The organism is Rhodoglobus vestalii (genome assembly GCF_006788895.1).
GTDB classification, from domain to species: domain Bacteria; phylum Actinomycetota; class Actinomycetes; order Actinomycetales; family Microbacteriaceae; genus Rhodoglobus; species Rhodoglobus vestalii.
On the sequence record NZ_VFRA01000001.1, the window covers coordinates 2,543,140 to 2,565,477 of the forward strand.

The window sequence follows — 22,338 nt, forward strand, 5'->3', positions numbered from 1 at the left end:
TTGCTGTCAAAAATCGCACTTGTTCTCGCTACCTCGCTTGTCGGCTTACCCGTCACCGGGGTTGCCATCATGCCCGAAATTTCTTTTCGCTCCGCAGTCACGATCGAAGCACCCCCCGCTTTTCTTGCACCAGGTAGTGGTGGGCGCGCCGGCATGTTCAGCATCACCAGCGCGGAAACGGCGTCGTCCGGGGCTCAAACATTGTCGACACTCGCAAAAATTCCCGCTCGAAGTGTGGCCCAGTACTTTGCATCGCGTCCGAGCGCTGTCGACCAACTGTTAGCGCAGCCACCGCCGGCACAGGAAGTTGCGCTGTGGTGGGGAGATTTGGATGCCGACAGCCAAACCGCGCTAGAAATTGCCTCTCCCAGGCTGGTGGGCAACCTCGAAGGTGTGCCGTATGCAATTCGCGATACGAGCAACCGCACCCTGCTCGACCAGAGGATATCGCAACTCACCGCGCTCAATTATTCTGACACGGGCCGCGCAGTGCAGCACACCGCGCATCAACAGCTCAGCATGCTTTCTTCTATCGCTGGCGCCCTCGATTCGGCCCCTACTGACCCGAAACGCACCCTGGTAACACTGGATGTTTCCGGCCAGGGCCGAGCGGCAATTGTTCTTGGGGACGTCACCGATGCCGACTACGTCAGCTTTCTTGTGCCTGGCATGTTTTTCACGATCGAGAATCAGATGTCCTACTGGGTCGATGCCGCGAAAGAGCTCTACAGCCAGCAACAAATGTGGCTTGACCACTTTGAGTCGAAGTCTGCGTTCATCCATAACGAGTCGGTCGCGACGGTGGCGTGGATCGGTTATGACACCCCCAACCTGACCAATGTTGGAGCGATCGATAACGCGGATCAGGGGCGAGATTCGCTGGCGGCTGCGATCCTCGGACTGCAGGCGCAGCGCGGCGAAGATCAGCCCTATATTGCTATCGTGGCACACTCCTACGGCTCGACCGCCGCGATGATGGCGCTATCTGAGTACAGCTTCGAAGTCGATGCGCTGGCAATGGTCGGCTCACCGGGAAGTGCAGCCACGTCAGTAGACGATCTCAATGTGCGCGACAACAACGTCTTTGTCGGCGAAGCTGCCTGGGATCCAATCCCCAACAGTTCGTACTTTGGTCCCGACCCTGGGTCTTCCCATTTCGGGGCGAAGTCGTTGGGCGTTGGTGGCGGATTTGATGTCATTATGAAACAGGAGCTGACCGAATCTGTTGGTCATAACCAGTACTTCACCCCGGGCAGCGAAGCGATGCGCAATTTCGCACTGATCTGTATCGATCGCAGCGATCTGGTGATACCCGAGGATGAGCCAAGTGTTCACCGTACGCTGGCGCGAGCGCCTTAGACACCCCGTCACAGGGTCTGGGCGCGACTGACGACATCTGTCTCCGCGAAGCCGAATACACTTGTACGGTTCCCCGTCTGCATCCCATCTTCGGAGCTCCATGACTGACACCACTCCCGGTGCGATCACTAGCGAAGTAGTTACACACTTAGCCTCGCTTGCTCGCATCGCTCTTACCGCCGACGAAATCGTGAAGCTGACCGGCGAACTCGGTGCGATCGTCGACTCTGTCGCCAAGGTGAGCGAAGTCGCTACCGACGAGGTGCCGGCGACGAGCCACCCGATCCCGCTCAGTAACGTGTTTCGGCCCGATGTGCCCGGAGTCACTCTCACCACCGAGCAGGCATTGGCCGGAGCACCCGAGCACGACGGTTCACGTTTTGCGGTTAGCGCGATTCTGGGAGAAGAGCAGTAATGGCAGAGATGAACGAACTCACCCGCATGTCGGCATCAGAGTTGGCGGGTCATCTCAGTTTGGGTGACGTGTCATCTGTTGAGGCCACTCAGGCGCACCTCGACCGAATTTCGGCTGTTGATGGTCAGGTTCACGCGTTCCTTCACGTGTCGGCGGATGCCATTGCTCAGGCACAGCGCATCGACGAGCGTCGGGCAGCGGGGGAGCAGCTTGGTGCCCTCGCCGGAGTTCCCGTGGCCGTCAAAGACGTGTTGTGCACGATCGATATGCCAACGACTGCTGGTTCAAAAATTCTTGAAGGGTGGATCCCGCCCTACGACGCAACACCGGTGGCGAAACTGCGTGCTGCCGGTCTGGTTCCGCTGGGCAAGACGAACATGGACGAGTTCGCCATGGGCTCGTCAACCGAGTACTCTGCTTACGGACCGACCAAGAACCCGTGGGATCTTGGCCGCATTCCTGGCGGCTCTGGCGGCGGTTCGGCTGCAGCCGTTGCCGCGTTTGAAGCCCCGCTCGCTTTGGGGTCTGACACCGGTGGATCAATCCGCCAGCCGGCATCCGTTACCGGTTCGGTCGGGGTAAAGCCCACGTACGGTGGCGTTTCCCGCTATGGTGCGATCGCTCTGGCATCGTCACTCGACCAGGTGGGTCCGGTCTCTCGTACCGTTCTCGATGCAGCTCTTCTGCACGACGTGATCGGGGGGCATGACCCCCGGGATTCGACTTCGCTCACTGAACCGTGGCCATCTTTTGCTGCCGCCGCGCGTTTGGGTGCGGGTGCTGAGAGCCTCAAGGGCACGCGCATCGGTGTTATCAAGCAGCTCGACAGCCCGGGTTTTCAGGCCGGGGTCTCGCAGCGTTTTCACGAGGCGCTGCAGTTGCTGACCGACTTCGGTGCTGAGATCGTTGAGGTGGATGCTCCGCACTTCGAATATGCGGTCGCCGCGTATTACCTCATCCTTCCCGCCGAAGCCTCGAGTAATCTTGCGAAGTTCGACTCGGTGCGGTTTGGATTGCGGGTGACCCCCGAGGGCGGCGGGACTGTCGAAGATGTCATGGCGGCAACCCGCGAGGCCGGTTTCGGCCCCGAGGTGAAGCGACGCATCATTTTGGGTACCTATGCGCTGAGCGCTGGCTACTATGACGCCTACTACGGCAGCGCCCAGAAAGTGCGCACGCTCATTCAGCGTGACTTTGCGGCGGCGTTCGAAAAGGCAGATGTGCTGGTTTCGCCCTCGGCGCCAACTACGGCGTTTAAGTTTGGTGAGAAGCTCGAAGATCCGATGGCGATGTACCTCAACGACGTCACCACTATTCCGGCGAACCTCGCGGGTGTGCCCGGCATTGGCCTTCCGATGGGGCTTGCACCCGAGGACGGTCTGCCGACGGGTTTCCAAATCATGGCGCCGGCGCGCGCTGATGCTCGACTCTACGAAGTAGGTGCCACGCTGGAGCGTCTGCTTGAGCAAAAGTGGGGGTACACGCTGCCCAGCCAGGCGCCATCGCTGGGCTGATTCACGTGTCGTGCTCGTCTGCTGCTTGCCTTTCGCGGTAGGCAATTTGATTCATCCGATTTCCGCACCGGATGCTGCAAAATCTGCGGGATCCGTTGCGAGACAGGTCTGCCATTAGCCCTTCGCAGTCGGGGGCTTGGCAGCGACGAAGTCGCCACATGGCATCTGTGCGTACGACGTCCACGAGGGCGAGTCCAATCTCCGACTGGATGCGTTCGGCCAGAGGCGCCCCGGGGGAATTGGCGTGTAGGTGCCAGTCAGAGTCGCCGTGTCTGGTGAGAAACGGTAGAGCGTTTGCCTCGGCGAGCATCGCGTTGATTTCGGTGGCGGCGTTATCGCGGGTGAGTCGCCACACTCGACGAATCCGTTCACGCACGAGTCGCACTTCGGCAACTTCAGCGGGGTCTCGGTCGATGCGTCCGGTGTAGCGAAATCGCATGATGAGGTCGTAGACGTCACCGATCGTCGAGAGCTCATCGCTGCCACTGCGGCTCGCGAGCGGGTGACTGTTACCGAGCGAGACGGCAAACTCGAGTGACTCAATCGTGTCAGGGGCAAATTGCAATTTGACTCCTTATTCGTTTCGAGACTAGCGTCAGCAGAAATACCCGTCAACCGATCCCCAAGGCTGCAAAGAATGACACGGTCCTCAACAACCTTCGGAATGCTCATTGCCGTGGTCGCCGCGGCGAGTTTTGGGCTTTCGGGCGCCCTCATCAAGCCGCTGCTTGAGGCCGGCTGGAGCCCAGCCGCTGCGGTCACGCTTCGTGTCCTTGTGGGCGGTGCGGTGCTGGCGCCGTTCGCGATTGTCGCACTCAAGGGGCGCTGGATCGCCCTGTGGTATGCGCGCACCCGCATCCTCTTGATGGCGCTCATCGGTGTCTCAGCAACTCAGTTCGCCTACTTTGCGGCTGTCGAACGAATCCCCGTCGGCATCGCGATCCTGCTCGAGTACCTGGCTCCGCTATTGCTCGTCGCATTCGCGTGGGCGACAACCCGCCGCATGCCCAAAGCGGTAGTGCTCATCGGCTCCGTAATCGCCCTCGGGGGTCTTATTCTGGTGGTCTCGCCCGAGGGATCTGGTGCTCTCGATCCCCTCGGCGTTATTTTCGCGCTGTGCGCTGCCGTTGGTGCTGCCGTTTACTACGTGGTTGCCGCGCGTTCCAGCGAGGGCCTTCCGGCGGTAGCGCTGGCCGCGGCCGGACTCCTCATAGGCGGTCTGCTACTCGGGTTCATCGGGCTCGTGGGACTAGTTCCGTTCGATATGCCGATGGTGGATGTCGCGGTGCTCGGCCATGTGGCTCCCTGGTGGGTTCCGCTTCTTATCGTGGGTGTTGTCTCGACCGGTATCGCGTACTCGACGAGCATTATGGCTAGCGAGATGCTCGGTTCCCGACTCGCGTCGTTCGTCGGATTGCTTGAGGTCGTCACGGCGGCGCTCTACGCCTGGCTGTTGATTAGTGAAAATTTGTCGTTGCCACAGTTAATCGGGGGAGCACTCATTTTGGTGGGAATCGGCTTTGTGCGATCGGAGCGTACCGAGCACATTGCCGACTTTACGATTGAAGCAGAGGCCTTCCCGAGTGACGATGATGAGCCAATTTTGGCCCCAGCATCCGCGCCGCTGGAACCGGGTACCGATACGGTGCCGCTTCGCCCCGTACAATCATCTGGTGGCTAAAGCTGAATTGATGGACTACGACAAAGCTCTCGAACTATTTGAGCCGGTGCTCGGTTTCGAGGTGCACGTTGAGTTAAACACCCAGACCAAGATGTTCTCTGATGCGCCGAACCCGGCAGCGTCGGGCGCTCAGCACGCTGAGCCGAATACCATGATCACTCCTGTTGATCTTGGTCTTCCTGGCAGCTTGCCTGTTGTCAACGAAGAGGCAATCAAGTATTCGATCTCGCTTGGCCTCGCGCTCGGCTGTGAGATTGCGCCCAGTTCACGCTTCGCCCGCAAGAACTATTTCTACCCAGACCTGGCGAAGAATTACCAGATCAGCCAATTTGATGAACCGATTGCCTTCAACGGTTCGGTTGATATTGAGCTCGAGAGTGGCCGCACGATCACGATTCCGATCGAGCGTGCGCACATGGAAGAAGATGCGGGCAAGCTCACCCATGTCGGTGGCGCAACCGGTCGCATCCAGGGTGCCGAGTATTCGCTCGTTGATTACAACCGCGCCGGTGTTCCTCTGGTGGAGATCGTCACGCACATGATCACGGGTACCGAAGCGGATGCTCCCGAGGTCGGCAAGGCGTACGTTTCGGCAATTCGTGACATTGTTCGGTCGCTCGGCATTTCTGAGGCGCGTATGGAGCGCGGAAATTTGCGCTGCGATGCCAACATTTCGTTGAGTCCCCGTGGCTCGGGAACGTTGGGCACGCGCACGGAGACGAAGAACGTCAACTCGATGCGCAGTGTTGAGCGCGCAGTTCGTTACGAGATTCAGCGCCAGGCAGCGATTTTGCACAAGGGTGGCACGATCATCCAAGAGACTCGTCACTGGCACGAAGACACCGGTGTCACCAGCGCTGGTCGGCCCAAGAGCGATGCGGACGATTATCGCTACTTCCCCGAGCCTGATCTGCTACCGGTGGAGCCTTCTGTCGAGCTGATCGAAGAACTCCGTTCGGCACTTCCCGAGCCTCCCGCTGAGCGCCGTCGGCGGCTGCAGGCGGCGTGGGGTTTCACCGACCTTGAGTTCCGCGATGTAAACAATGCGGGTTTGTTCAGCGAGATTGAAGCCACCGTTGAGGCCGGCACGACCGCGGCTCAGGCTCGCAAGTGGTGGACCGGCGAGATCGCTCGTCTTGCCAACATTCAAGGCTCAGACCCCAGTTCGTTGATTAGCCCCGGGGATGTTGCGGCTCTGGTTTCCCTTATCGATGACGGTGTTCTCAACGACAGTTTGGCCCGTCAGGTTCTTGAGGGGGTTATCGCTGGAGAGGGATCGCCGGCGGCCGTTGTCGATAGCCGGGGGCTGAAACTGGTGTCAGATGACGGACCACTGATCGCGGCAATCGATGAAGCGCTCGCGGCGCAGCCTGATGTTCTGGCGAAAATTCGTGAGGGCAAGGTTCAGGCTGCGGGTGCGGTTATCGGTGCGGTGATGAAGGCGATGAAGGGCCAAGCTGATGCTGCTCGGGTTCGCGAACTCGTGTTGGAGCGCGCGGCCGCCGAATAGTCGGGCGTCGTGGGCATAGTCGGTTCTAGTGGGCATGGTCGGGTCTAGCGGGCTCAGCGTCGGCCGTAGGCGGTAGCGTGGGTGTCATGTCCGAATCTGCTGCACTCGTTGTTGAAGTCCACGTTCCCCTCACCGCTGACACCGATGTGGTCGAGGGGGAGAGTCGTTTTCCGTGGATCGAGACGCTCGTCGAATTCACCGCTGAACTCGATGAACTCGGTGAAATTTTCGTGGTCGAAGAGGGCGATGTTTTCAACGATTCCTACGTCATTGTGATCACCGGGGCCGACGAGGCAACTCTCACGGGTGTTGCCAATCGTGTAGCGAACTTGCCCGGAATCCCTACTGGCGTATTCGCTGTCGTTACTGATTCGGATGCCGACGAACTCGGTCAGGGTACAGTGATCGACATTTCCTAAACTCGGACTACCAACATCGGTCAACTCGGGTGGCTCTCGATGTCGACAGCGTAAACTGATGCGGCACCGCAGCCGTCAGCGAAAGCGTGCAATTCGCTCATCAAACTGACGAGGGACGATCTGCCCCGCCTGCAGTAGCTTCGCACTACTGAAGAGCACACAACCATGACAAGCAAGATCCCCGTTAGCGCGCCAGCCAGCGCCGAATCCGCCCCGACCAGCATCTTTGATCCCCAGCTGATGTGGACAACCATCGGTGCGTTTGCACTAATTTTCTTGGGTGCATTTGAGACCCTCGCCGTCACAACCATCATGCCAACGATCAGCCGCGACTTGAATGGCCAGTCGTTGTATTCTGTCGCTTTTTCGAGCACCCTGGCCGCAAGTGTGATTGGAATGGTGCTGGCGGGGCGGTGGTCAGACCGTACCGGCCCCGCTCGGCCCTTGATCGCTGCGGTGGGGGTCTTCACCGTCGGTCTCCTCTTTGCGGGGGCCGCCGTCTCCATGGAGATGTTCATCGTGGGGCGCTTTTTGCAGGGGCTTGGCTCGGGGGCGCTTATTGTCGCGCTTTATGTTGTGGTGGCGCGGCTGTATCCGTCAGTTCTGCACCCCAAAATATTTGGGCTGTTTGCCTCCGCCTGGGTTTTGCCTTCGCTCATTGGTCCACCGCTGGCCGGTGTTATCGCCGAGCAGGTGAGTTGGCACTGGGTGTTCTTTGGGGTTGTGTTTCTGGTGGCTGCGGCGGCAGGAGCGATTCTTCCCGCCGTTCGGGTTTTGTTGAGGCAACCCGTGCTGGTGGCCGAGCGAGTATCGGGACGGGGCGCGGTCGTGTGGTCTCTTGTGGCAGCTCTGGCTGTTGTGGGCATCAGTCTGGGCGGTGAGCGTGAGGGTGTTTTCGCCTGGCCGCTGGCTCTGGGCGCATTCGTGATCGCTATCATCGCCCTCAGGCCGTTGCTGCCGGCGGGAACACTCACTTTTCGCCGGGGACTGCCTGCCACGATTGTTCTCCGCGGGATGATTGCGGCGGCATTCTTTTCGACTGAGGTGTACCTCCCGTATCTGCTCAATGAGCGCTACGGGCTTCCTCCGTGGCTTGCGGGACTCATCTTGACGGTGGGTGCGGTCTCGTGGGCTGCGGGCTCAGCGCTTCAAGGCAGGCTAGATGTTCGTATTCCACACGAGAAGGTAATGGTGGCCGGGGCCCTGATGCTGAGCCTAGGAATTGCCACGCAGTTCTTCACCGCCTATTTCTCACTGTCGGTGTGGATCGCTGCTGCGGGGTGGCTGGTGGCCGGAGCGGGAATGGGCATCAGTTTTCCCCGAATCTCAACGCTCGTTCTCGCGCACTCGAGCGCACGCGATCAAGGTTTCAACAGTGCAGCTTTGTCGATCTCGGATGCCGCGGGTGGCGGTATCGCGATCGCTTTCGGTGGTCTGGTGTTTGCTGCGGTTGGTGGGCTGGAGAACGGCGCGGGCTTCGTTGCTGCGCTCGCCTTTGCGAGCGTTCTTGCTGTGGCCGCTGTGCCGATTGCTACGCGCGTGCGGGTGAAAGCGCTCTAATAGGTCGAACTGTTGCGCAGTATGTCGCGCTGTTACGGCACTATCGCAGAGTGCTGATGGAATACGAATACCGTCGCCGCATGACACTTCTCACTAACGACACCGTGACCGCTGAACTCGCCACCGATCGCGCTCGCCGCTTGACCGCTGCGGGGGAGGCGTGGAACGCACGAATCGCCGCCAAGGCTGATTCTGCCCACCTCACCTATAGGGTCACAGGAGAGGGGGAAGGTGCTGTTGGCACAGTTCTGAAGGCTGGCAAGCATGTGTTCCGTATTGACGAGCCCGAGGGTCTTGCCGGCGATGATGTGGCGGCGAGCCCCGTCGAAATCGCTCTTGGTGCTTTGATCGCCTGCCAAGTAGTCGTGTTCCGTCTCTATGCTCAGGCCCTCGACATCCGCGTAGACGATATTTCGGTGGTGGCTGAGGGTGACCTCGACGTGCGCGGACTGTTCGGAATCGACGAGAGTGTGCGCAAGGGCTTTAGCGCCATTCGCTTGAACGAGACCATCACGGGCCCAGAAACCCAAGAGCGTTACGACGAGTTGCGCGAGGTTGTGGATGCACACTGCCCCGTCTTGGACCTGTTTGCGAACCCCACCCCCATCACGGCTCAGCTCACGAAGCGCTAGCGGTACGCCGCTCAGAGAGGATCGAACTTGGCGACATGGTCATCGCAAGAATTCAGCTCGTGTGATGGACAACTCCCGTCGGCCCAACACTGCTGCGTGAATAGCTAGCCGGTAATGCCCTCTTCGAACTCTTGAATTGGATCGTACCAACCCTGTTCAAGCACGAAACTCTGAAATTGTTTGTCGAGCCCAAGAATCACCGCAGCTCCCACCGCGATGAGCACGATGCCGACCACGCGCTTGAAAGTGCCGTTGGGGTTGGCGAGCCACCCTAACTTGCGTGCGAATGCTTGGCCCAGAAAGGCGATGAGTAGTAAAGCTATCGCGAGTCCTGCCGCGTACACGACGATGTAGACGATGCCCTCAGCGAAGGAGACCGGCAACACCGTTGCCAGGATCAAAGCATAGGTGGGAGAACAGCTGCTGAAGGTTGGACCGAGTGCAGCTCCAAGCATGATGTCTCCGCCGAGTCCACCCCGCGAGTAAGAGCGGTTCACGACGGCATTCGCACGATTTTGAATTCCTGTTGTGAGCATGAAGCGCTCCCACAGGGACGGAAAGACGAGTGTGAGACCAAAAATGATCAGAATTCCGCCGGCGAGAATCTGCCACACGACTTGGGGAACGCCGAGCAGGGCGGTTGTTGCCTTCAGGAGGAGAGTGAAGGCGACAACCGACACCGCAAGGCTTGCTGCAATCACGATCGGGCGAAACCATTGGCGCTCAGCGATAGCCGCGTTGCTACTTGTGCGGGCAATTGATCCACCGACGATGACCGGGAGCAGAGGAAGAATGCAGGGAGCAGCGACGGTGAGGACCCCCGCAACGAACGAGACCAGAATCAGACTCAGCATCGCTTCCTAAAGAAATGCGGTAAGAACGGTCTGAAGTGTCGGATCAGCGTAGGCGACAAAATTGTCTCGGAGCTTTTCTCCACTCGAGTTGACCTCAACGAACGTGGTCTGCTGCGTGACACCGTATTCGGCGCGAAGATCCTGATTCGAGTCGTAGTCAACTTTGATGATGGTGACGCCAGAAGGAACGCCTTCGGCGGCGATATCGTCGTCGATCGTGACGCACTGGGGGCACCAGGGGGCGTGGAAGAACAGCAGCACTCGACCGTCGGCTTCGGCGATCGCAGAAGTACTGTATTCGACGTATTCGCCAGCGCCATCGTTTTCGACGGGGGTAGAGTTTGGTTCCTCACGGCTTCCGGTTGAGGAATCTGACTCCGAAGAGTTATTCGAAGCAGAGCTGTTCGGGTTCTGGGCTGTGCCGATCGAAAGCATGGCGACTGCTGCGATGACAATTGCGGCGAGAGCAACGACGATCACAAGGATTCGCTTATTCATGTTTTCCATTAATACACGGCGCCTCAGGAATTTGTCGCCGTCAGTGAGACTCTCGGACTACACCCAGACTTCAGCTTTGTGCGAGAAAAGGCGAAGATCGCCGAAGGTTAGTGCTCCAGTGAATCGCGCCCGTGTATAGGGCAGTAAAACCATGAGGGCTGCCCCGGCACGATGCTCGATCCGCACTTCGATCGCATCCGTCTTTTGGGCGGCGATTCGAGTGTTCGATACGATCGCGCTGCAGCGAGAAATGTTGGCCATTTGGCGCAATTGCGTCACTGTTTGGTCTAAGAGCGCCTGGGCATTGGGATGCTTTTTGCGAAGCGCATCATCCGCTGTCATTTCTAGCACTCGACCGCTACCGTCAGTCATGAGAGCGAACGTCATAAACTCGCTGGCGTGGCCAAGATTGGTTCTGGCCACATGGAGTGCGGAGTCAAGAATTCGATCAACGTCGGCTTGCTCGTCGGCGTTGAGAGCGTCCCTCCACGATTGCATATCCAAACCGTAGCGACTCGATGGCCTTCTTGTCCCACGAAGCGCCCAAATCACCCGCGTTTTGGTGTCAAAGCTCATTTTGCTGGCCTAAATGCGCCAACGGACCTTCTCGATCGTTAAAACGACGCTGCGCTAACGTCGAATCATGCACAAAGCCTCACTCAAGGCAGCCCACCGCATTCAGACCCTGGTAATTCTTGGCGCCGGAGGTGACCTGACATCTCGACTGTTGCTACCGGGGTTAGCCTCGTTTCTCGCGAGCGACGAAGCTGAGGACCTCTCTCTGGTTGGAGTTGACCGGCAAGAGCTGGATGATGCTGCGTGGCAGCGTCGCGTGACAGATTAGTTCGCCACCCAGAGGTCGCCAGCGTCAGATTCTGTGGCTGACGGGGCCCGCTATGTGATGGCAGACGTAACCAATGCGGCAGAACTTCTTGATGTTCTTGCGCCTATTCCGGACAGAATTGCGCTGTACTTTGCACTTCCCCCAGCAATCACCCAAAAAGTGTGCCGTGCGCTAGCGAACGAGACCCTTCCTGAGGAACAGATCTTCAGGGTCGATCATTTTTTGGGCAAATCGACGGTTCTCAATCTGTTGGGGCTCCGCTTTGCGAATCGGGTATTCGAACCACCGTTGGCGGCGCCGAACGTTGCGAAGGTAGAGCTGATCTTTGATGAGCCGCTAGCTCTGGAGGGTCGCGCAGGCTACTACGATCGTGCCGGAGCTGTCGTCGACATGATTCAGAGCCACCTGCTTCTTGTGCTCGCGTTAACCGCGATGGAGCCGCCTGCGAGCGTCAGTTCTGAAGATCTTCGCGGTGCTATGGCACCAGCGCTCCGGGCGGCCAGGGTGCAGACCAACGATGGCACGTCTGCCCGCCGCGCACGCTATACCGCTGGCACGATCGGTGCAGCGCGGCAGGACATTGTGATTACCTTCGCGCCTGTACCTCACTTGCCGCGGGGCTTGACCGGGATGGCCGATCCCGCCCAGCTCACTATTTCGATCAAACCAGCAACGCTTGAGCTCGATCTCATCGTCAATGGTGAGGGGGATCCCTTCACACTTGACCGCACGAAACTCACCACAACGCTGGGGGATGCGGCCATGAGCGCCTACGGGGAAGTGATCGCCTCACTGATCGATGGTGACCCCGTGCTGTCGGTGCGAGGAGATATTGCGGAGCAGTGCTGGCGCATCGTCACCCCCGTTCTCGATGCTTTTCGCCAGAACAGGGGGCCGCTCGATGAGTACGCTGCTGGTTCCGAAGGCCCGACGAATTGGAGCACACGGTGACCGGCTGATGTGGCAGCCCCGACGGTGTCGCTCACACTCCATACGCACCCTTCTCACAACTGCTTCAGAGATGCGCTTGTGACAATGAAGGAATGGATCGATCGAGAGTTGTAGTAGCGGCATTCGCCGCACTCTACTTCTCCGCTGTGGGCGCTCTCGCCTTCGTCAGTGCGCCCGACAATAACGGCGGCTTATGGGTGTGGACCCTATTTGCGTTCATCCCGGTTGGAGCCTTCCTGGTCTGGATGTTTGGGCGCAGCCGCTGGTGGCTAGCTCTCGCCTACAGCATGGTCGGTGCCGCCTGGCTTGAGGCAGCTCAGACGGTGTGGATGCCCGTGGGCTACGGCACTGTTATGGACATTCTGATCGCCAGTATTGGTGCGGGAATTGGTGTCGGGGGTGCCGTCGGGATGTCGATCTGGCGCGAACGGTCTGTCAGCGCTCACCGTGCTCCCGCTGCAGAATCAACGAAAAATCTTCGGGTGAACCGCCGCGCCTCCGCAAGCAAGTCGGCGCCACCACTTAACCTCGATCGGTGACTGACGACCGTTATTCCCACGATGTACTCGCCGATTTTCGTCGCGTGCGTGCCCCGCGAGTATTGCCCAAAGTTCCGGTCGAGCAGGGAATGGTGATCGAAGTGATCGCCGATGGCTACGTCGGTGCACTCGTGCTGCACTCCCATGGCCTCCTCGAGCTGGAGGATCGTCACGGGCGTTCGCGCTCGTTCCCGCTGGGGAGCGGCTACCTGATTGACGGTGTGGCAGTGGAGTTGATCAAACCTGTATTTCAGGAACCAGCCCGGCGCACAACAGCCTCCGGATCGTTTGCGGCAGCGGCCGAGCGCGCTCGCACCGCCCGCGCCAGCCGCATCTACGTTGAGGGACGGCATGACGCAGAGTTGGTCGAACGGGTGTGGGGTGATGATCTGCGCGCGGAGGGCGTCGTCGTCGAATTTCTCGGCGGCATTGATGATCTTGAGGGGATCGTTGCAGAGTTTGCTCCCACCTCGGAACGCAAGCTGGGTATCCTCGTCGATCACCTTGTTGCTGGCTCTAAGGAGAGCCGAATTGCGGATGCCGTCGGCCGGGGAAAGTATGGCGCCCATGCACTCGTGGTCGGGCATCCGTTTGTGGATGTCTGGCAGGCGGTTAAGCCGCAAAGTCTCGGGATCGACAGATGGCCAACTATCGCGCGCGGCACCGAGTGGAAGCATGGGATCTGTGCGGCCTTCGGGTGGCCGCATGGCGATCAGGCTGACATTGCGCGAGCCTGGCAGCACATTCTTTCGAAGGTCACGAGCTACGCCGACCTTGAGCCTGCGCTGTTGGGGCGCGTAGAGCAACTGATCGATTTTGTGACGTCTGAAGCTCCCTAACGAGGCGCCGTGAAGAGGCGCCGCAAAGTGACGCAGGTCGACGCCCGGGGCCCTTGAGGTTTATACTGGGTGACGAACACGGGAGTCCGGTGAACCGGGCTGAGAGGGAGCTTCTCAAGCTTCGACCGTCGAACCTGATCTGGATCATGCCAGCGCAGGGAGCAGACACTCTTGAAACCCGTGCCATTCATTAGATGAAAGGCACGAAAGTGACCACAACAAAAACACCCTCCTCCACTTCCGCTACCCGCACGGGGTCTCGATTCCAGTGGCGAGTGATCGACATTGTCGTGGCTAGCGTCATCGGTGTCGCCAGCGGCCTAATTTTTGTTGTCTGGAATGTGGCCTCGTCACCGGTTACTGCGCCACTGGAAGCTCTGCTGCCGGGGCTGCAGGCGCTTGGAGGCGGCTTCTGGCTGTTCGCCGGCGTGCTTACGGCTCTCGTGATCCGCAAACCTGGCGCGGCCCTCTATGGCGAAATGGTGGCCGCATCTGTCTCCGCCCTTATCGGTAACCAGTGGGGCCCCCTCACTCTCGTGAGTGGGTTCACGCAGGGGCTCGGCGCCGAAATTGTGTTTGCCATTTTCTTGTACGCCAACTGGCGGGTCAGCGGTGCGGTCCTTGCGGGCGCCGGTGCCGGCCTCGCCATGGCAATCACCGACCTTCTGCTCTGGTACCCGGGGGCCGCGCTGCCCTTCGTGGTCATCTACACGATCGCTGCCATCATCGGTGGGATGCTGATTGCTGGCCTGCTGTCCTGGCTGGCTACCCGAGGTCTTGCCGCTACTGGGGCGCTCAACCGTTTCGGTGCGGGGCGCGAGATTGCGAAGCGGGTCTGACCTCCGTTCAGCCTGCCTCCGTTAGGCCTGCTGGTGTCACTGTCGAAGGGTGGGGGTGGCGCCACTCCAGCAGGCTCGCCTGGGCGGTGCGCGGTCTTGATCTGCGCATCGAACCCGGCGAACGAGTGTTACTCCTCGGCGAATCCGGGGCAGGAAAATCGACCTTCCTTCATGCCCTCGCGGGGGTTGTTGGCGACGATGAGGGCGAGTCTGAAGGCTCGCTTCTCGTCGACGGTGAGCATCCGGCGGCACAGCATGGTCGTACCGGGCTGGTAATTCAAGATCCGGACAGCCAGGTGATTCTTGAGCGCGTCGGAGATGACGTCGCTTTCGGCTGCGAGAACCTGGGCGTTCCTCGTGACGAAATTTGGAGACGGGTGCGTCACAGCCTCGACCAGGTTGGTCTGGATGTGGCGCTGGATCGCAATACGAGTGCCCTCTCGGGTGGGCAGAAGCAGCGACTTGCTCTCGCGGGCGTTTTGGCGATGCAGCCCGGGCTCATTGTGCTCGATGAGCCAACCGCCAACCTTGACCCCGAGGGTGTCGCTGAGGTTCGGGATGCCGTCATCCGGGTCGCAGAATCAACCGGGGCGACCATTGTGGTGGTCGAGCACCGCGTCTCGGTGTGGCGCGATGTTGTCGACCGCATCGTTGTCCTTGCTGCTGGCGGGGGAGTCATCGCTGACGGTGCGCCCGCTGATGTGCTCTCCCGCCAAGGTGAAGAGTTGGCGGCCCGTGGGGTGTGGATTCCGCAGTTTCCCCCGGCCCGACCTCAGCGTGCCGCGCGCGGCTCTCAGCAGACCCTACTGACGGCTCAACAGCTGAGCGTGGGGCGCAACAAACGGTCCATCGGTGTTCCGCTGGATCACGAGATCCTCAGCAGTCACGCGGTGGCGATCACGGGGCCGAATGGTTCCGGAAAGTCGACGCTCGCCCTGACACTGGGCGGGTTGCTGCCACCGGTGGCCGGGGCTGTGACGGCATCCTCGGCGTTGGCGGGCGGTGCAGGCGAGCATCCGATCCGCTGGAAATCGCGCGAACTCCTCACCCGCATCGGCACGGTCTTTCAGGATCCCGAACACCAGCTGCTCACGAGTACCGTGCGAGCCGAGCTTGAGGTTGGCCCGCGGGCGCTTCTGCTGCCCGACACCGAGATCGATGCTCGGGTTGATGAGCTGCTCACGCGACTACGGCTCGACCGGCTAGCGGAGGCCAACCCCTTCACACTTTCGGGCGGCGAGAAACGCCGACTGAGCGTCGCCACAGCCCTCGCAACGCGACCCCGGGTGCTTGTTCTTGATGAGCCAACGTTTGGCCAAGATTCCCGCACGTGGAGCGAACTGTTAGCCCTGTTGTCCCGATTGGTGGATGACGGCAGCAGCGTAATCGCGGTTAGTCACGATGAAGAATTTGTTGATGCGCTCGCAGACTCCACGGTGACGCTAACATGATCCCCATCGGCTCCGTGAACCCCGTGGCCAAACTTGGAGCGGGGCTACTCGTCAGCCTTTTTCTGATCGTCACGATCGATTGGGTGTCGGCGGCAACAGCGCTTGTACTCGAACTTGCGATCATCACTTTTTTGGGGATCGAGCCACGACGGTTTTGGCTGCGCACACTTCCCGTGTGGCTTGCGGCGCCGCTCACCGCGCTCACGATTCTCCTGTACGGGCGCTACGACGGCGTCGTTTACTTTGAGTTTCTCCTCATCAGGATCAGTGATGGGTCAATTGAACTTGCTCTGGCAACCTTCCTGCGGGTGCTCGCGATCGGCTTGCCCGCAGTGGTGCTATTTATTTCGATCGATCCCACCGATTTCGCTGACGGACTCGCGCAACGACTGCGACTTCCTGATCGTTTCGTACTCGGGGCTCTCGCAGCGGTACGCATGGTTGGCCTATTTTTGGAGGATTGGCGTTCTCTTGAGCTCGCCCGTAGGGCTCGCGGTGTGGCCGATCGCGGCCGCCTCCGGCGTCTCGCGGGCCAAGGCTTTGCCCTGTTGGTGTTGTCAATTCGTCGTGGTAGCAAACTGTCGATCGCGATGGAGGCGCGCGGATTCGGGGGCGATATGCCGCGAACGTGGGCTCGGGAATCTCGCTGGGGCCTCGCAGAATGGCTAACGATGGCGGTGGGGGCACTCGTGGGGCTCGCGGCTACGGTGGTAGCTGTGCTCACAGGAAGTTGGAACCTTATTGTTGGCTGAGGCGGGTGGCGTCCAGTGGCGCGGTGCGCTTCCACTCGGTGGGCCCGACGCAGCGCACGCACCCACGTCGACGTGGCGTTGTCTCATTGACGGTCGCTCTGGCTCAGGCAAAACCGAGCTGGGTCGCGCGATCGTCACCGCCTGGCCCGAGGCGCAACTGGTCAAGCTCGACGACTTCTATCCCGGATGGGATGGCCTCGATGCGGCAAGCTTCCTCGTGCCACAGATTCTGGGTTCCCTGCGGTGGCAGGAATGGGATTGGGGCACCAACGAGCTGGGCCTCTGGCATGAACTCGACGGTCAGCGCCCGATCGTGATCGAAGGCGTCGGAGCGTTGAGCCGTGCATCCGCACCCCTAGCGAACCACACGATCTGGGTCGAACTTGACGATGACACCCGAAAGCGACGGGCGCTGGCACGCGATGGAGCAACCTATGCCCCGCACTGGGACCGGTGGGCACTTCAGGAAATCCGCTTCATGGAGCGCGAGAATCCCCGCGCTCTCGCCGACGAAATACGTGACGGCAGGGTCGTCGCTAGCTGGCCCTAGTCCACCGCTGAATGAAATCAGTTCCCCGCGGATTTATGGTCAACACATCTGTTTCGCAGGTGAGGATCAAGCCGAGCTTGTCATCGAAATCACTGCGCGGGATGGTGTACGCGAGTTCTTCCACGGGCTCTTCATTGAGAACAGCTGATGTCTCAACCTCGTACTCGGAGACATCCCAGTCCCGCGGGATCGCAACATCCACGTTGATCAGTGCCTGGCCGGAAACGGTGCCGGTGTAGGAATGGGTGATCGTCATAGTCTGGTCTGCAGCAGGCACCGCAGTGATGGTGAAAACCAAATCGGATTCGATGGTGATAGCACCATCTTCTTGCCATACGAGGGTTTGCCCACCGCTCGGCTCAACGGCAGTAGCGGGAACGTTTGCGATGGGAAGTTCGACAAGCAATTTTTCGGAGAGATCGACTGTATCAAGCTCCCACGTATGACCGAGAGCGCACACCTCCATTGAGGTGGGCGGCGCGCTGGTGTCGGCGGGTTCGATCAGGGCGCACCCTGACAGCATCAGCAATGCGACCGGGCCTATCACCAACGCACTAGAGCGCTTGCTCGAGATCATCAATCCTCCTGAAGTTCGGAACACTCACGAAATCCTACGCGGTCGCGCCGGCACGAGAGCCCACACCGGGCTAAGCCCACCCGAGTTCGTGCAACTGGTCGTCATCAATGCCGTAATAGTGGGCGATCTCATGCACCAGCGTGACATGGATCTGATCCTTCAGTTCGTCTATCGTTTCGCAGATAGCCAGAAGCGGTTCGCGGAACAGGATGATGCGATCGGGTAGCTCGCCGAAGCCGTACTGCCCCCGCTCTGTCAACGCAACGCCGTCGTAGAGCCCGAGGATGTTGAGCGAACCATCCTCGGGACGAGCCTCGGTGACGAAGACCACATTCTCGAGGCCCCCAACAATTTCGTCTGCAAGCGCATCGAGACCCTCAACGACGAGGGCCTCAAACTGTTCTTCGTCGAGATTCTGCATGGGTACAGCCTGCCAGTCGTTTCTGAGGGCGTCTCGCAGGTGTGCGCGGCGCTGCCGAGCACCCGCCGTTAAATAAAACAGTGGCTTGGCTATGCGTGAAATTACGCGTACCAAACCACTGTTTTCTTGGGGTGAACGACGGGGCTCGAACCCGCGACATCCGGCTCCACAAGCCAGCGCTCTACCAACTGAGCTACGCCCACCATGGTTGATTTTCACCCTGCGGCGATAAGCAACCCCCCTAGTGTATTACAGCCGCGAGACGAATCCGTCCACCACATCTGCTGAGATTGCTTGCGCCTCTTCGGTGGTTGGTCCCGGCTCACCAACAAAGACGGCCTTGCGGTAATATTCAAGCTCCCGAATCGACTCGAGGATGTCGGCGAGAGCGCGGTGCCCACCATCTTTGGCTGGAGCATTGAAGTAGACCCGGGGAAACCAGCGCCGAGAGAGTTCCTTGATCGACGAGACGTCGATATTGCGGTAATGCAGGTGGTTATCGATCCGCGGCATGTATTTGGCCAAGAAGGTGCGGTCGGTGCCGATCGTGTTGCCGGCAAGCGGTGCTGAGCGGGCGTTGGGCACAAAACGCACAATGTACTGGTTTACGGCAAACTCTGCGTCGTCCAGCGACACCCCGTTGGGCATCTCTTCGATGAGACCACTTGAGGTGTGCATTTGAGTCACAAACTCGCCCATGTTTGCCAGAGCTGTAGCACTCGGCTTGATGACGATCGACATCCCCTCATCGACAGGAACGAGGTCGTAGTCGGTAATGACCACCGCAACTTCGACGAGTTCGTCGATTTCGATATCCAGTCCCGTCATTTCGCAGTCGATCCAGACTAGATAATCAGCGTGTGATGGCATCTAAAGATTGTAACGGGCATGCACTGTGGCGAGCGTTCCCTCATTATTTTCTGATAAATTTAGGGGATGACCGAATCCACTCCCACGCTCGCGCACGGCGACGAGTACATCGTGTTCTATGTCGATGGTCCGTATGACGGCCAGAACGATAAGCGCATCGCGACCGAAGCTGGGTGGGATGACTATGTGACCCTGATTGCGGCGGATGCTGAGGGTTCCGAAACCCAGCTGCGTTACGAGTCGCCGGTTGCCAAGCAGGTTGGCGAGCAGGTTCATGTGACGTACACGTGGGATAAAGCAGACAGCGACCCCCTGGAAGATCTTGACGAACGAAACGACCTCTAGCGGTCGCACCGGCGCGACAGCGTCCGGTGCGATAGAGAACGACACCACGTCAGCTGAATCGCAGCCGACGGTGCTGTTTTTCTCTTCGTCTTTCTGTGATCCCTGTGCCACAGCCCGCAACACGCTCGATCAGGTCTCGAAGCTGGTTTCCCACGTGCGCTACGCCGAATTGGATGTGGCGCGCCATTCAGATGAGGCAGAGCGCGCTGGCATCGTCTCAACTCCCACCATCGTGATCGTGGCTGCGAACGGCGATGAGATATTTCGGGCACAGGGTGCTCCGACGGTAAATCAGATGCTTGTGGCGCTCGCGAAAGCTGTCTAGGGCTCTGACGCGCTATCGTTTAAGGCGTATACCCCGCCCTCGTAGCTCAGGGGATAGAGCAGGAGCCTTCTAATCTCTTGGTCGCAGGTTCGAATCCTGCCGAGGGCACCCGAGTGAAGGGTCGTTGGCGATGAATCCACTCGCTATTTCCTTCTCTTTATCTTGCGCCACAGCAGTTGTGCAGCAATGAACGCGAGGTAAACAGAGAACAGAATATTGCCGATGAAGGGGTCTATCCACGCTGCGAGTAGAGCCCCGAATGGCGCGGTCACGGATCCAGCGATTCCAATTATTGCTGCCGCGCGAAGATTTACGTTTTTTCTCCGCCGGTTGCCGATCGTTCCGGAGATCGCCCCGGGAATCATCATTGCGAGCGATGAGCCCTTGGCGATCAAGTCGCTCGTACCAAAAAATAGTATCAATACCGGCACGAGTACCACTCCTCCGCCGACGCCGAGCAGGCTCGAGAAGATTCCAACGATGAACCCGGTGAGTAACAGCAGAGCTCCCACTCCGACGCTCATACTAATTACGTTGTCGCGCTGGGGCACGACGACCCACAGGCTGACGATGACGACAGCAAGAAATCCGAGGAAGGCCCACTGCAAGAAGGCTACGGGGGCCTTGGCTAGTAAGTAGGAGCCCAGTTGTGCTCCGAAGATCACGCCGAAAGCAAGCAGCGCAGCGGCAGTCCAATCTATGTTGCCCTGCACGCCGTAGCTGGTGGCGCCAACGACGGCCATTGGGAGGATTGCGGCAAGGGAGGTGCCTGCAGCTAGACGCTGCGGAAAGCTAAGCCAGAGCGCGAGGGCAGGAACGATAAGCGTTCCGCCGCCGATACCGAACAGGCCGGAAAAAATGCCCGCGAGGACTCCAATTAGTGCCAGCGGAACGATACCCGCCCTCGAACCGCTCGAAGAACCCACCCTTAGTCCGTGCTTACGATCAGCGCAGACCCGTCTGCGCGCGGATCACTCGCCGCGCGGTAGCCTCCACCGATGAGCTCGATCATGTTCGAGTGCCCGAGAAGTTCCGTGTGCGGCGGAACGACCTCAACCGCATATCCGCGCGCGACCATGGCCTCGACCGCTATGGACTCAAAGTCGGCTTCTACAATCACACGGATCTGAGGACCTTCTGGTTCTTTAACTACGAACCGCGGAGCATTTATTGCTTCCGCAGGACTGGCTCCGCCGAACATGCGGAGCAATAGTTGGGCATGGATCTGCGGTTGCCCTGCACCCCCCATTGTCGAGGGCACGTAAATCAGCTCGTTCTCTTCGAACACGAGAACTGGCATAAGGGTGTGACTCGGTCGCTTGCCTGCGGCAATGACGTTAGGCGAGGCGGGGTCGAGCGAGAACGATGTCCCACGATTTTGGAAAAGCACCCCGGTCTCTGGATCCAAAATGCTCGCGCCAAAACTATAGAACAGTGAATTGATCAGCGAGACAGCCCAGCCGTCTACGCTTGCGGCACTGAGCCCAACCGTGTCACCAGTGGGGCTGAGGCTCCTTGCGACGTCACCGCCATAGTCGAGCCCAACGAGCTCTGCGGCACTCTTCGCTCCGAAGACAGGGTCGCCCAAGAAAAGGCTGCGGACCACATTTCCGCGGTTAAACTCCTCCACCAAATCTGCGGCACCGGCGACGAGCGGGGCATCTATTCTTTCCTCGACGCGATTCATGGCACGCGACAGAATGAATCCTGAAGTGTTCGGGGGACTTGTAAGTATGCGGAACTTACCGAAGCTGCTCTCGATTGGATCGTCGAATTGGGGACGGTAGTGTGCAGCGTCGGCGGCGGACAGCCGCGAGCCACGATGCCGCAACGCGTCGATCCATTTCGTTCCGGTTTCCCCCAGGTAAAACTCGTTGGCGCCATGCTCCGCAAGTCGCCGCAGAGTGTTGGCGAGAGCCGGCTGCCTCAGGGTGTCTCCTTCTGCGAGAAGCCTGCCGCTCGGCGCGAAGACATTGGATGCGCCGGGGTCAGCCAGCAGGTGCTCGGCTTCTGCAGTGATGGCGGCACGTAGTGACCGCGATACAGGAACTCCATCTGCGGCAAAGCTTGTGGCCGCCTGGAGATGGTCGGTCCATGTCAAGTTCGCACCCAGTTCGTGCAGTGCCTCCCACCCCCGTACACCCCCTGGCATCGTGATCGTGTCTATCCCGCGCAACGGGAGCTTCTGCCCGTGGGTCGCCCGAAGCTCATCAGCATCGACAGCACTCGGCGCAGTCCCAGTGGCGTTCAAGAAGTGCACCTTTCCCGCTGGGTCTTTCACCAGAGCGACCAGATCTCCGCCGAGCGCGACGTTGTGGGGATACACGACGCACAATGTTGCTGCGGCAGCGAGGGCTGCATCGATGGCATTTCCGCCAGCGCGAAGAGCAGCGGCACCGGCTTCGGTCGCGGAGTAATGTGAGCTAGAAATAGCACCGAGTGCACTCATCAGGACGGCTCCTTATCGTTCGCAAATTGACGGAGGCCACGATTCTGGGCTTGCCTCGTGCTTTCGCCACCCGCTGCTACAGCCCCGCCAGGAACGTTTCGTGGAAGCATGATTGACTCAGTAAGGCTTGAGTTAAGAGTCGCT

At 59.6% G+C, this 22,338-nt stretch carries 27 protein-coding genes and 2 tRNA genes; 19 read left to right on the top strand and 10 right to left on the bottom strand.

The window, feature by feature from the left end:
• The 3 genes from FB472_RS12535 to gatA all read left to right on the top strand — a co-directional run bounded on the left by FB472_RS12535 (position 1) and on the right by gatA (position 3,288).
• A complete protein-coding gene (locus FB472_RS12535) occupies positions 1-1,359 on the top strand; it encodes an alpha/beta hydrolase (RefSeq protein WP_141991171.1) in 1,359 nt (452 codons plus the stop codon).
• Positions 1,360-1,459: 100 nt separating this feature from the next.
• Positions 1,460-1,774: an Asp-tRNA(Asn)/Glu-tRNA(Gln) amidotransferase subunit GatC gene (gene gatC, locus FB472_RS12540; protein WP_021808835.1), complete on the top strand. Its 315-nt coding sequence runs from the start codon at positions 1,460-1,462 to the stop codon at positions 1,772-1,774.
• Positions 1,775-1,782: 8 nt separating this feature from the next.
• A complete protein-coding gene (gene gatA, locus FB472_RS12545; RefSeq protein ID WP_141991581.1) occupies positions 1,783-3,288 on the top strand; it encodes an Asp-tRNA(Asn)/Glu-tRNA(Gln) amidotransferase subunit GatA in 1,506 nt (501 codons plus the stop codon).
• Position 3,289: 1 nt separating this feature from the next.
• Here gatA and FB472_RS12550 read toward each other — a convergent pair whose 3' ends face one another.
• Positions 3,290-3,853: a CGNR zinc finger domain-containing protein gene (locus tag FB472_RS12550; RefSeq protein ID WP_141991172.1), complete on the bottom strand. Its 564-nt coding sequence runs from the start codon at positions 3,851-3,853 to the stop codon at positions 3,290-3,292.
• A gap of 72 nt (positions 3,854-3,925) precedes the next feature.
• Here FB472_RS12550 and FB472_RS12555 point away from each other — a divergent pair, with 72 nt between their 5' ends.
• From FB472_RS12555 to FB472_RS12575, 5 genes are all read left to right on the top strand, one after another.
• Complete coding sequence (locus tag FB472_RS12555) at positions 3,926-4,969, top strand: EamA family transporter (RefSeq protein WP_141991173.1); 1,044 nt, start codon at positions 3,926-3,928, stop codon at positions 4,967-4,969.
• Positions 4,962-6,479: an Asp-tRNA(Asn)/Glu-tRNA(Gln) amidotransferase subunit GatB gene (gene gatB / locus FB472_RS12560; RefSeq protein WP_141991174.1), complete on the top strand. Its 1,518-nt coding sequence runs from the start codon at positions 4,962-4,964 to the stop codon at positions 6,477-6,479. Before FB472_RS12555 ends, gatB begins: the two co-directional genes overlap by 8 nt.
• Before the next feature lie 86 nt (positions 6,480-6,565).
• Complete coding sequence (locus FB472_RS12565; RefSeq protein WP_141991175.1) at positions 6,566-6,898, top strand: glutamyl-tRNA amidotransferase; 333 nt, start codon at positions 6,566-6,568, stop codon at positions 6,896-6,898.
• A gap of 165 nt (positions 6,899-7,063) precedes the next feature.
• A complete protein-coding gene (locus FB472_RS12570; RefSeq protein WP_141991176.1) occupies positions 7,064-8,458 on the top strand; it encodes an MFS transporter in 1,395 nt (464 codons plus the stop codon).
• Between the two features lie 80 nt (positions 8,459-8,538).
• The gene (locus FB472_RS12575) at positions 8,539-9,090 is read left to right on the top strand and encodes an OsmC family protein (RefSeq protein WP_141991177.1); all 552 of its coding nucleotides are present in this window, start codon (positions 8,539-8,541) and stop codon (positions 9,088-9,090) included.
• Positions 9,091-9,194: 104 nt separating this feature from the next.
• Here FB472_RS12575 and FB472_RS12580 read toward each other — a convergent pair whose 3' ends face one another.
• The 3 genes from FB472_RS12580 to FB472_RS12590 are packed head-to-tail and all read right to left on the bottom strand — an operon-like array spanning position 9,195 to position 10,940.
• Entirely contained in the window at positions 9,195-9,944 is a 750-nt protein-coding gene (locus FB472_RS12580) for a cytochrome c biogenesis CcdA family protein (protein ID WP_141991178.1), read from the bottom strand.
• Between the two features lie 6 nt (positions 9,945-9,950).
• Positions 9,951-10,442, bottom strand: a complete 492-nt coding sequence (locus FB472_RS12585; RefSeq protein ID WP_141991179.1) for a thioredoxin family protein — start codon at positions 10,440-10,442, stop codon at positions 9,951-9,953.
• A 57-nt stretch (positions 10,443-10,499) separates the two neighbouring features.
• Entirely contained in the window at positions 10,500-10,940 is a 441-nt protein-coding gene (locus FB472_RS12590) for a hypothetical protein (protein WP_021808846.1), read from the bottom strand.
• A gap of 145 nt (positions 10,941-11,085) precedes the next feature.
• On the opposite strand from FB472_RS12590, the gene FB472_RS14595 reads away from it, so the two are divergent.
• The 8 genes from FB472_RS14595 to FB472_RS12625 all read left to right on the top strand — a co-directional run bounded on the left by FB472_RS14595 (position 11,086) and on the right by FB472_RS12625 (position 17,207).
• The gene (locus tag FB472_RS14595; RefSeq protein WP_342775563.1) at positions 11,086-11,286 is read left to right on the top strand and encodes a hypothetical protein; all 201 of its coding nucleotides are present in this window, start codon (positions 11,086-11,088) and stop codon (positions 11,284-11,286) included.
• Positions 11,287-11,319: 33 nt separating this feature from the next.
• Positions 11,320-12,237 (top strand): hypothetical protein, encoded by a 918-nt coding sequence (locus FB472_RS12595; protein WP_342775564.1) that lies wholly within the window; start codon positions 11,320-11,322, stop codon positions 12,235-12,237.
• A 92-nt stretch (positions 12,238-12,329) separates the two neighbouring features.
• Complete coding sequence (locus FB472_RS12600; RefSeq protein ID WP_141991180.1) at positions 12,330-12,776, top strand: VanZ family protein; 447 nt, start codon at positions 12,330-12,332, stop codon at positions 12,774-12,776.
• Positions 12,773-13,615 carry a DUF3097 family protein gene (locus FB472_RS12605; protein WP_141991181.1) on the top strand — a complete coding sequence of 281 codons (843 nt, stop codon included), beginning with the start codon at positions 12,773-12,775 and terminating at the stop codon, positions 13,613-13,615. The genes FB472_RS12600 and FB472_RS12605 overlap by 4 nt, the downstream gene beginning before the upstream one ends.
• A gap of 194 nt (positions 13,616-13,809) precedes the next feature.
• Positions 13,810-14,454, top strand: a complete 645-nt coding sequence (locus FB472_RS12610; RefSeq protein ID WP_215730445.1) for an ECF transporter S component — start codon at positions 13,810-13,812, stop codon at positions 14,452-14,454.
• Positions 14,455-14,540: 86 nt separating this feature from the next.
• Positions 14,541-15,905 (top strand): ABC transporter ATP-binding protein, encoded by a 1,365-nt coding sequence (locus tag FB472_RS12615; RefSeq protein ID WP_141991183.1) that lies wholly within the window; start codon positions 14,541-14,543, stop codon positions 15,903-15,905.
• Positions 15,902-16,657, top strand: coding sequence for an energy-coupling factor transporter transmembrane component T family protein (locus FB472_RS12620; RefSeq protein ID WP_141991184.1), 756 nt, complete (start codon positions 15,902-15,904; stop codon positions 16,655-16,657). Before FB472_RS12615 ends, FB472_RS12620 begins: the two co-directional genes overlap by 4 nt.
• Entirely contained in the window at positions 16,650-17,207 is a 558-nt protein-coding gene (locus tag FB472_RS12625) for a nucleoside/nucleotide kinase family protein (RefSeq protein ID WP_246078217.1), read from the top strand. Before FB472_RS12620 ends, FB472_RS12625 begins: the two co-directional genes overlap by 8 nt.
• Here the strand turns inward: FB472_RS12625 and FB472_RS12630 are convergent.
• The 4 genes from FB472_RS12630 to orn all read right to left on the bottom strand — a co-directional run bounded on the left by FB472_RS12630 (position 17,194) and on the right by orn (position 19,075).
• Positions 17,194-17,784, bottom strand: coding sequence for a hypothetical protein (locus FB472_RS12630; RefSeq protein ID WP_141991185.1), 591 nt, complete (start codon positions 17,782-17,784; stop codon positions 17,194-17,196). The genes FB472_RS12625 and FB472_RS12630 overlap by 14 nt on opposite strands.
• Positions 17,785-17,854: 70 nt before the next feature.
• Positions 17,855-18,205, bottom strand: coding sequence for a metallopeptidase family protein (locus FB472_RS12635; protein WP_141991186.1), 351 nt, complete (start codon positions 18,203-18,205; stop codon positions 17,855-17,857).
• A 127-nt stretch (positions 18,206-18,332) separates the two neighbouring features.
• Positions 18,333-18,408, bottom strand: a tRNA-His gene (locus FB472_RS12640).
• A gap of 46 nt (positions 18,409-18,454) precedes the next feature.
• Entirely contained in the window at positions 18,455-19,075 is a 621-nt protein-coding gene (gene orn / locus FB472_RS12645; RefSeq protein WP_141991187.1) for an oligoribonuclease, read from the bottom strand.
• A 66-nt stretch (positions 19,076-19,141) separates the two neighbouring features.
• Between orn and FB472_RS12650 the strand changes: the two genes are divergently transcribed.
• The 3 genes from FB472_RS12650 (at position 19,142) to FB472_RS12660 (ending at position 19,853) form a co-directional block, all read left to right on the top strand.
• Positions 19,142-19,420 carry a hypothetical protein gene (locus FB472_RS12650; protein WP_021808859.1) on the top strand — a complete coding sequence of 93 codons (279 nt, stop codon included), beginning with the start codon at positions 19,142-19,144 and terminating at the stop codon, positions 19,418-19,420.
• Complete coding sequence (locus tag FB472_RS12655; RefSeq protein WP_246078218.1) at positions 19,398-19,745, top strand: thioredoxin family protein; 348 nt, start codon at positions 19,398-19,400, stop codon at positions 19,743-19,745. Before FB472_RS12650 ends, FB472_RS12655 begins: the two co-directional genes overlap by 23 nt.
• Before the next feature lie 35 nt (positions 19,746-19,780).
• A tRNA-Arg gene (locus FB472_RS12660) sits at positions 19,781-19,853 on the top strand.
• A 35-nt stretch (positions 19,854-19,888) separates the two neighbouring features.
• On the opposite strand, the gene FB472_RS12665 is transcribed toward FB472_RS12660, so the two are convergent.
• Together FB472_RS12665 and FB472_RS12670 are read right to left on the bottom strand one after the other, a co-directional pair.
• Entirely contained in the window at positions 19,889-20,671 is a 783-nt protein-coding gene (locus tag FB472_RS12665; protein ID WP_141991188.1) for a sulfite exporter TauE/SafE family protein, read from the bottom strand.
• Positions 20,672-20,673: 2 nt separating this feature from the next.
• Entirely contained in the window at positions 20,674-22,194 is a 1,521-nt protein-coding gene (locus FB472_RS12670) for a gamma-glutamyltransferase family protein (protein WP_141991189.1), read from the bottom strand.
• Positions 22,195-22,338 lie beyond the last annotated feature (144 nt).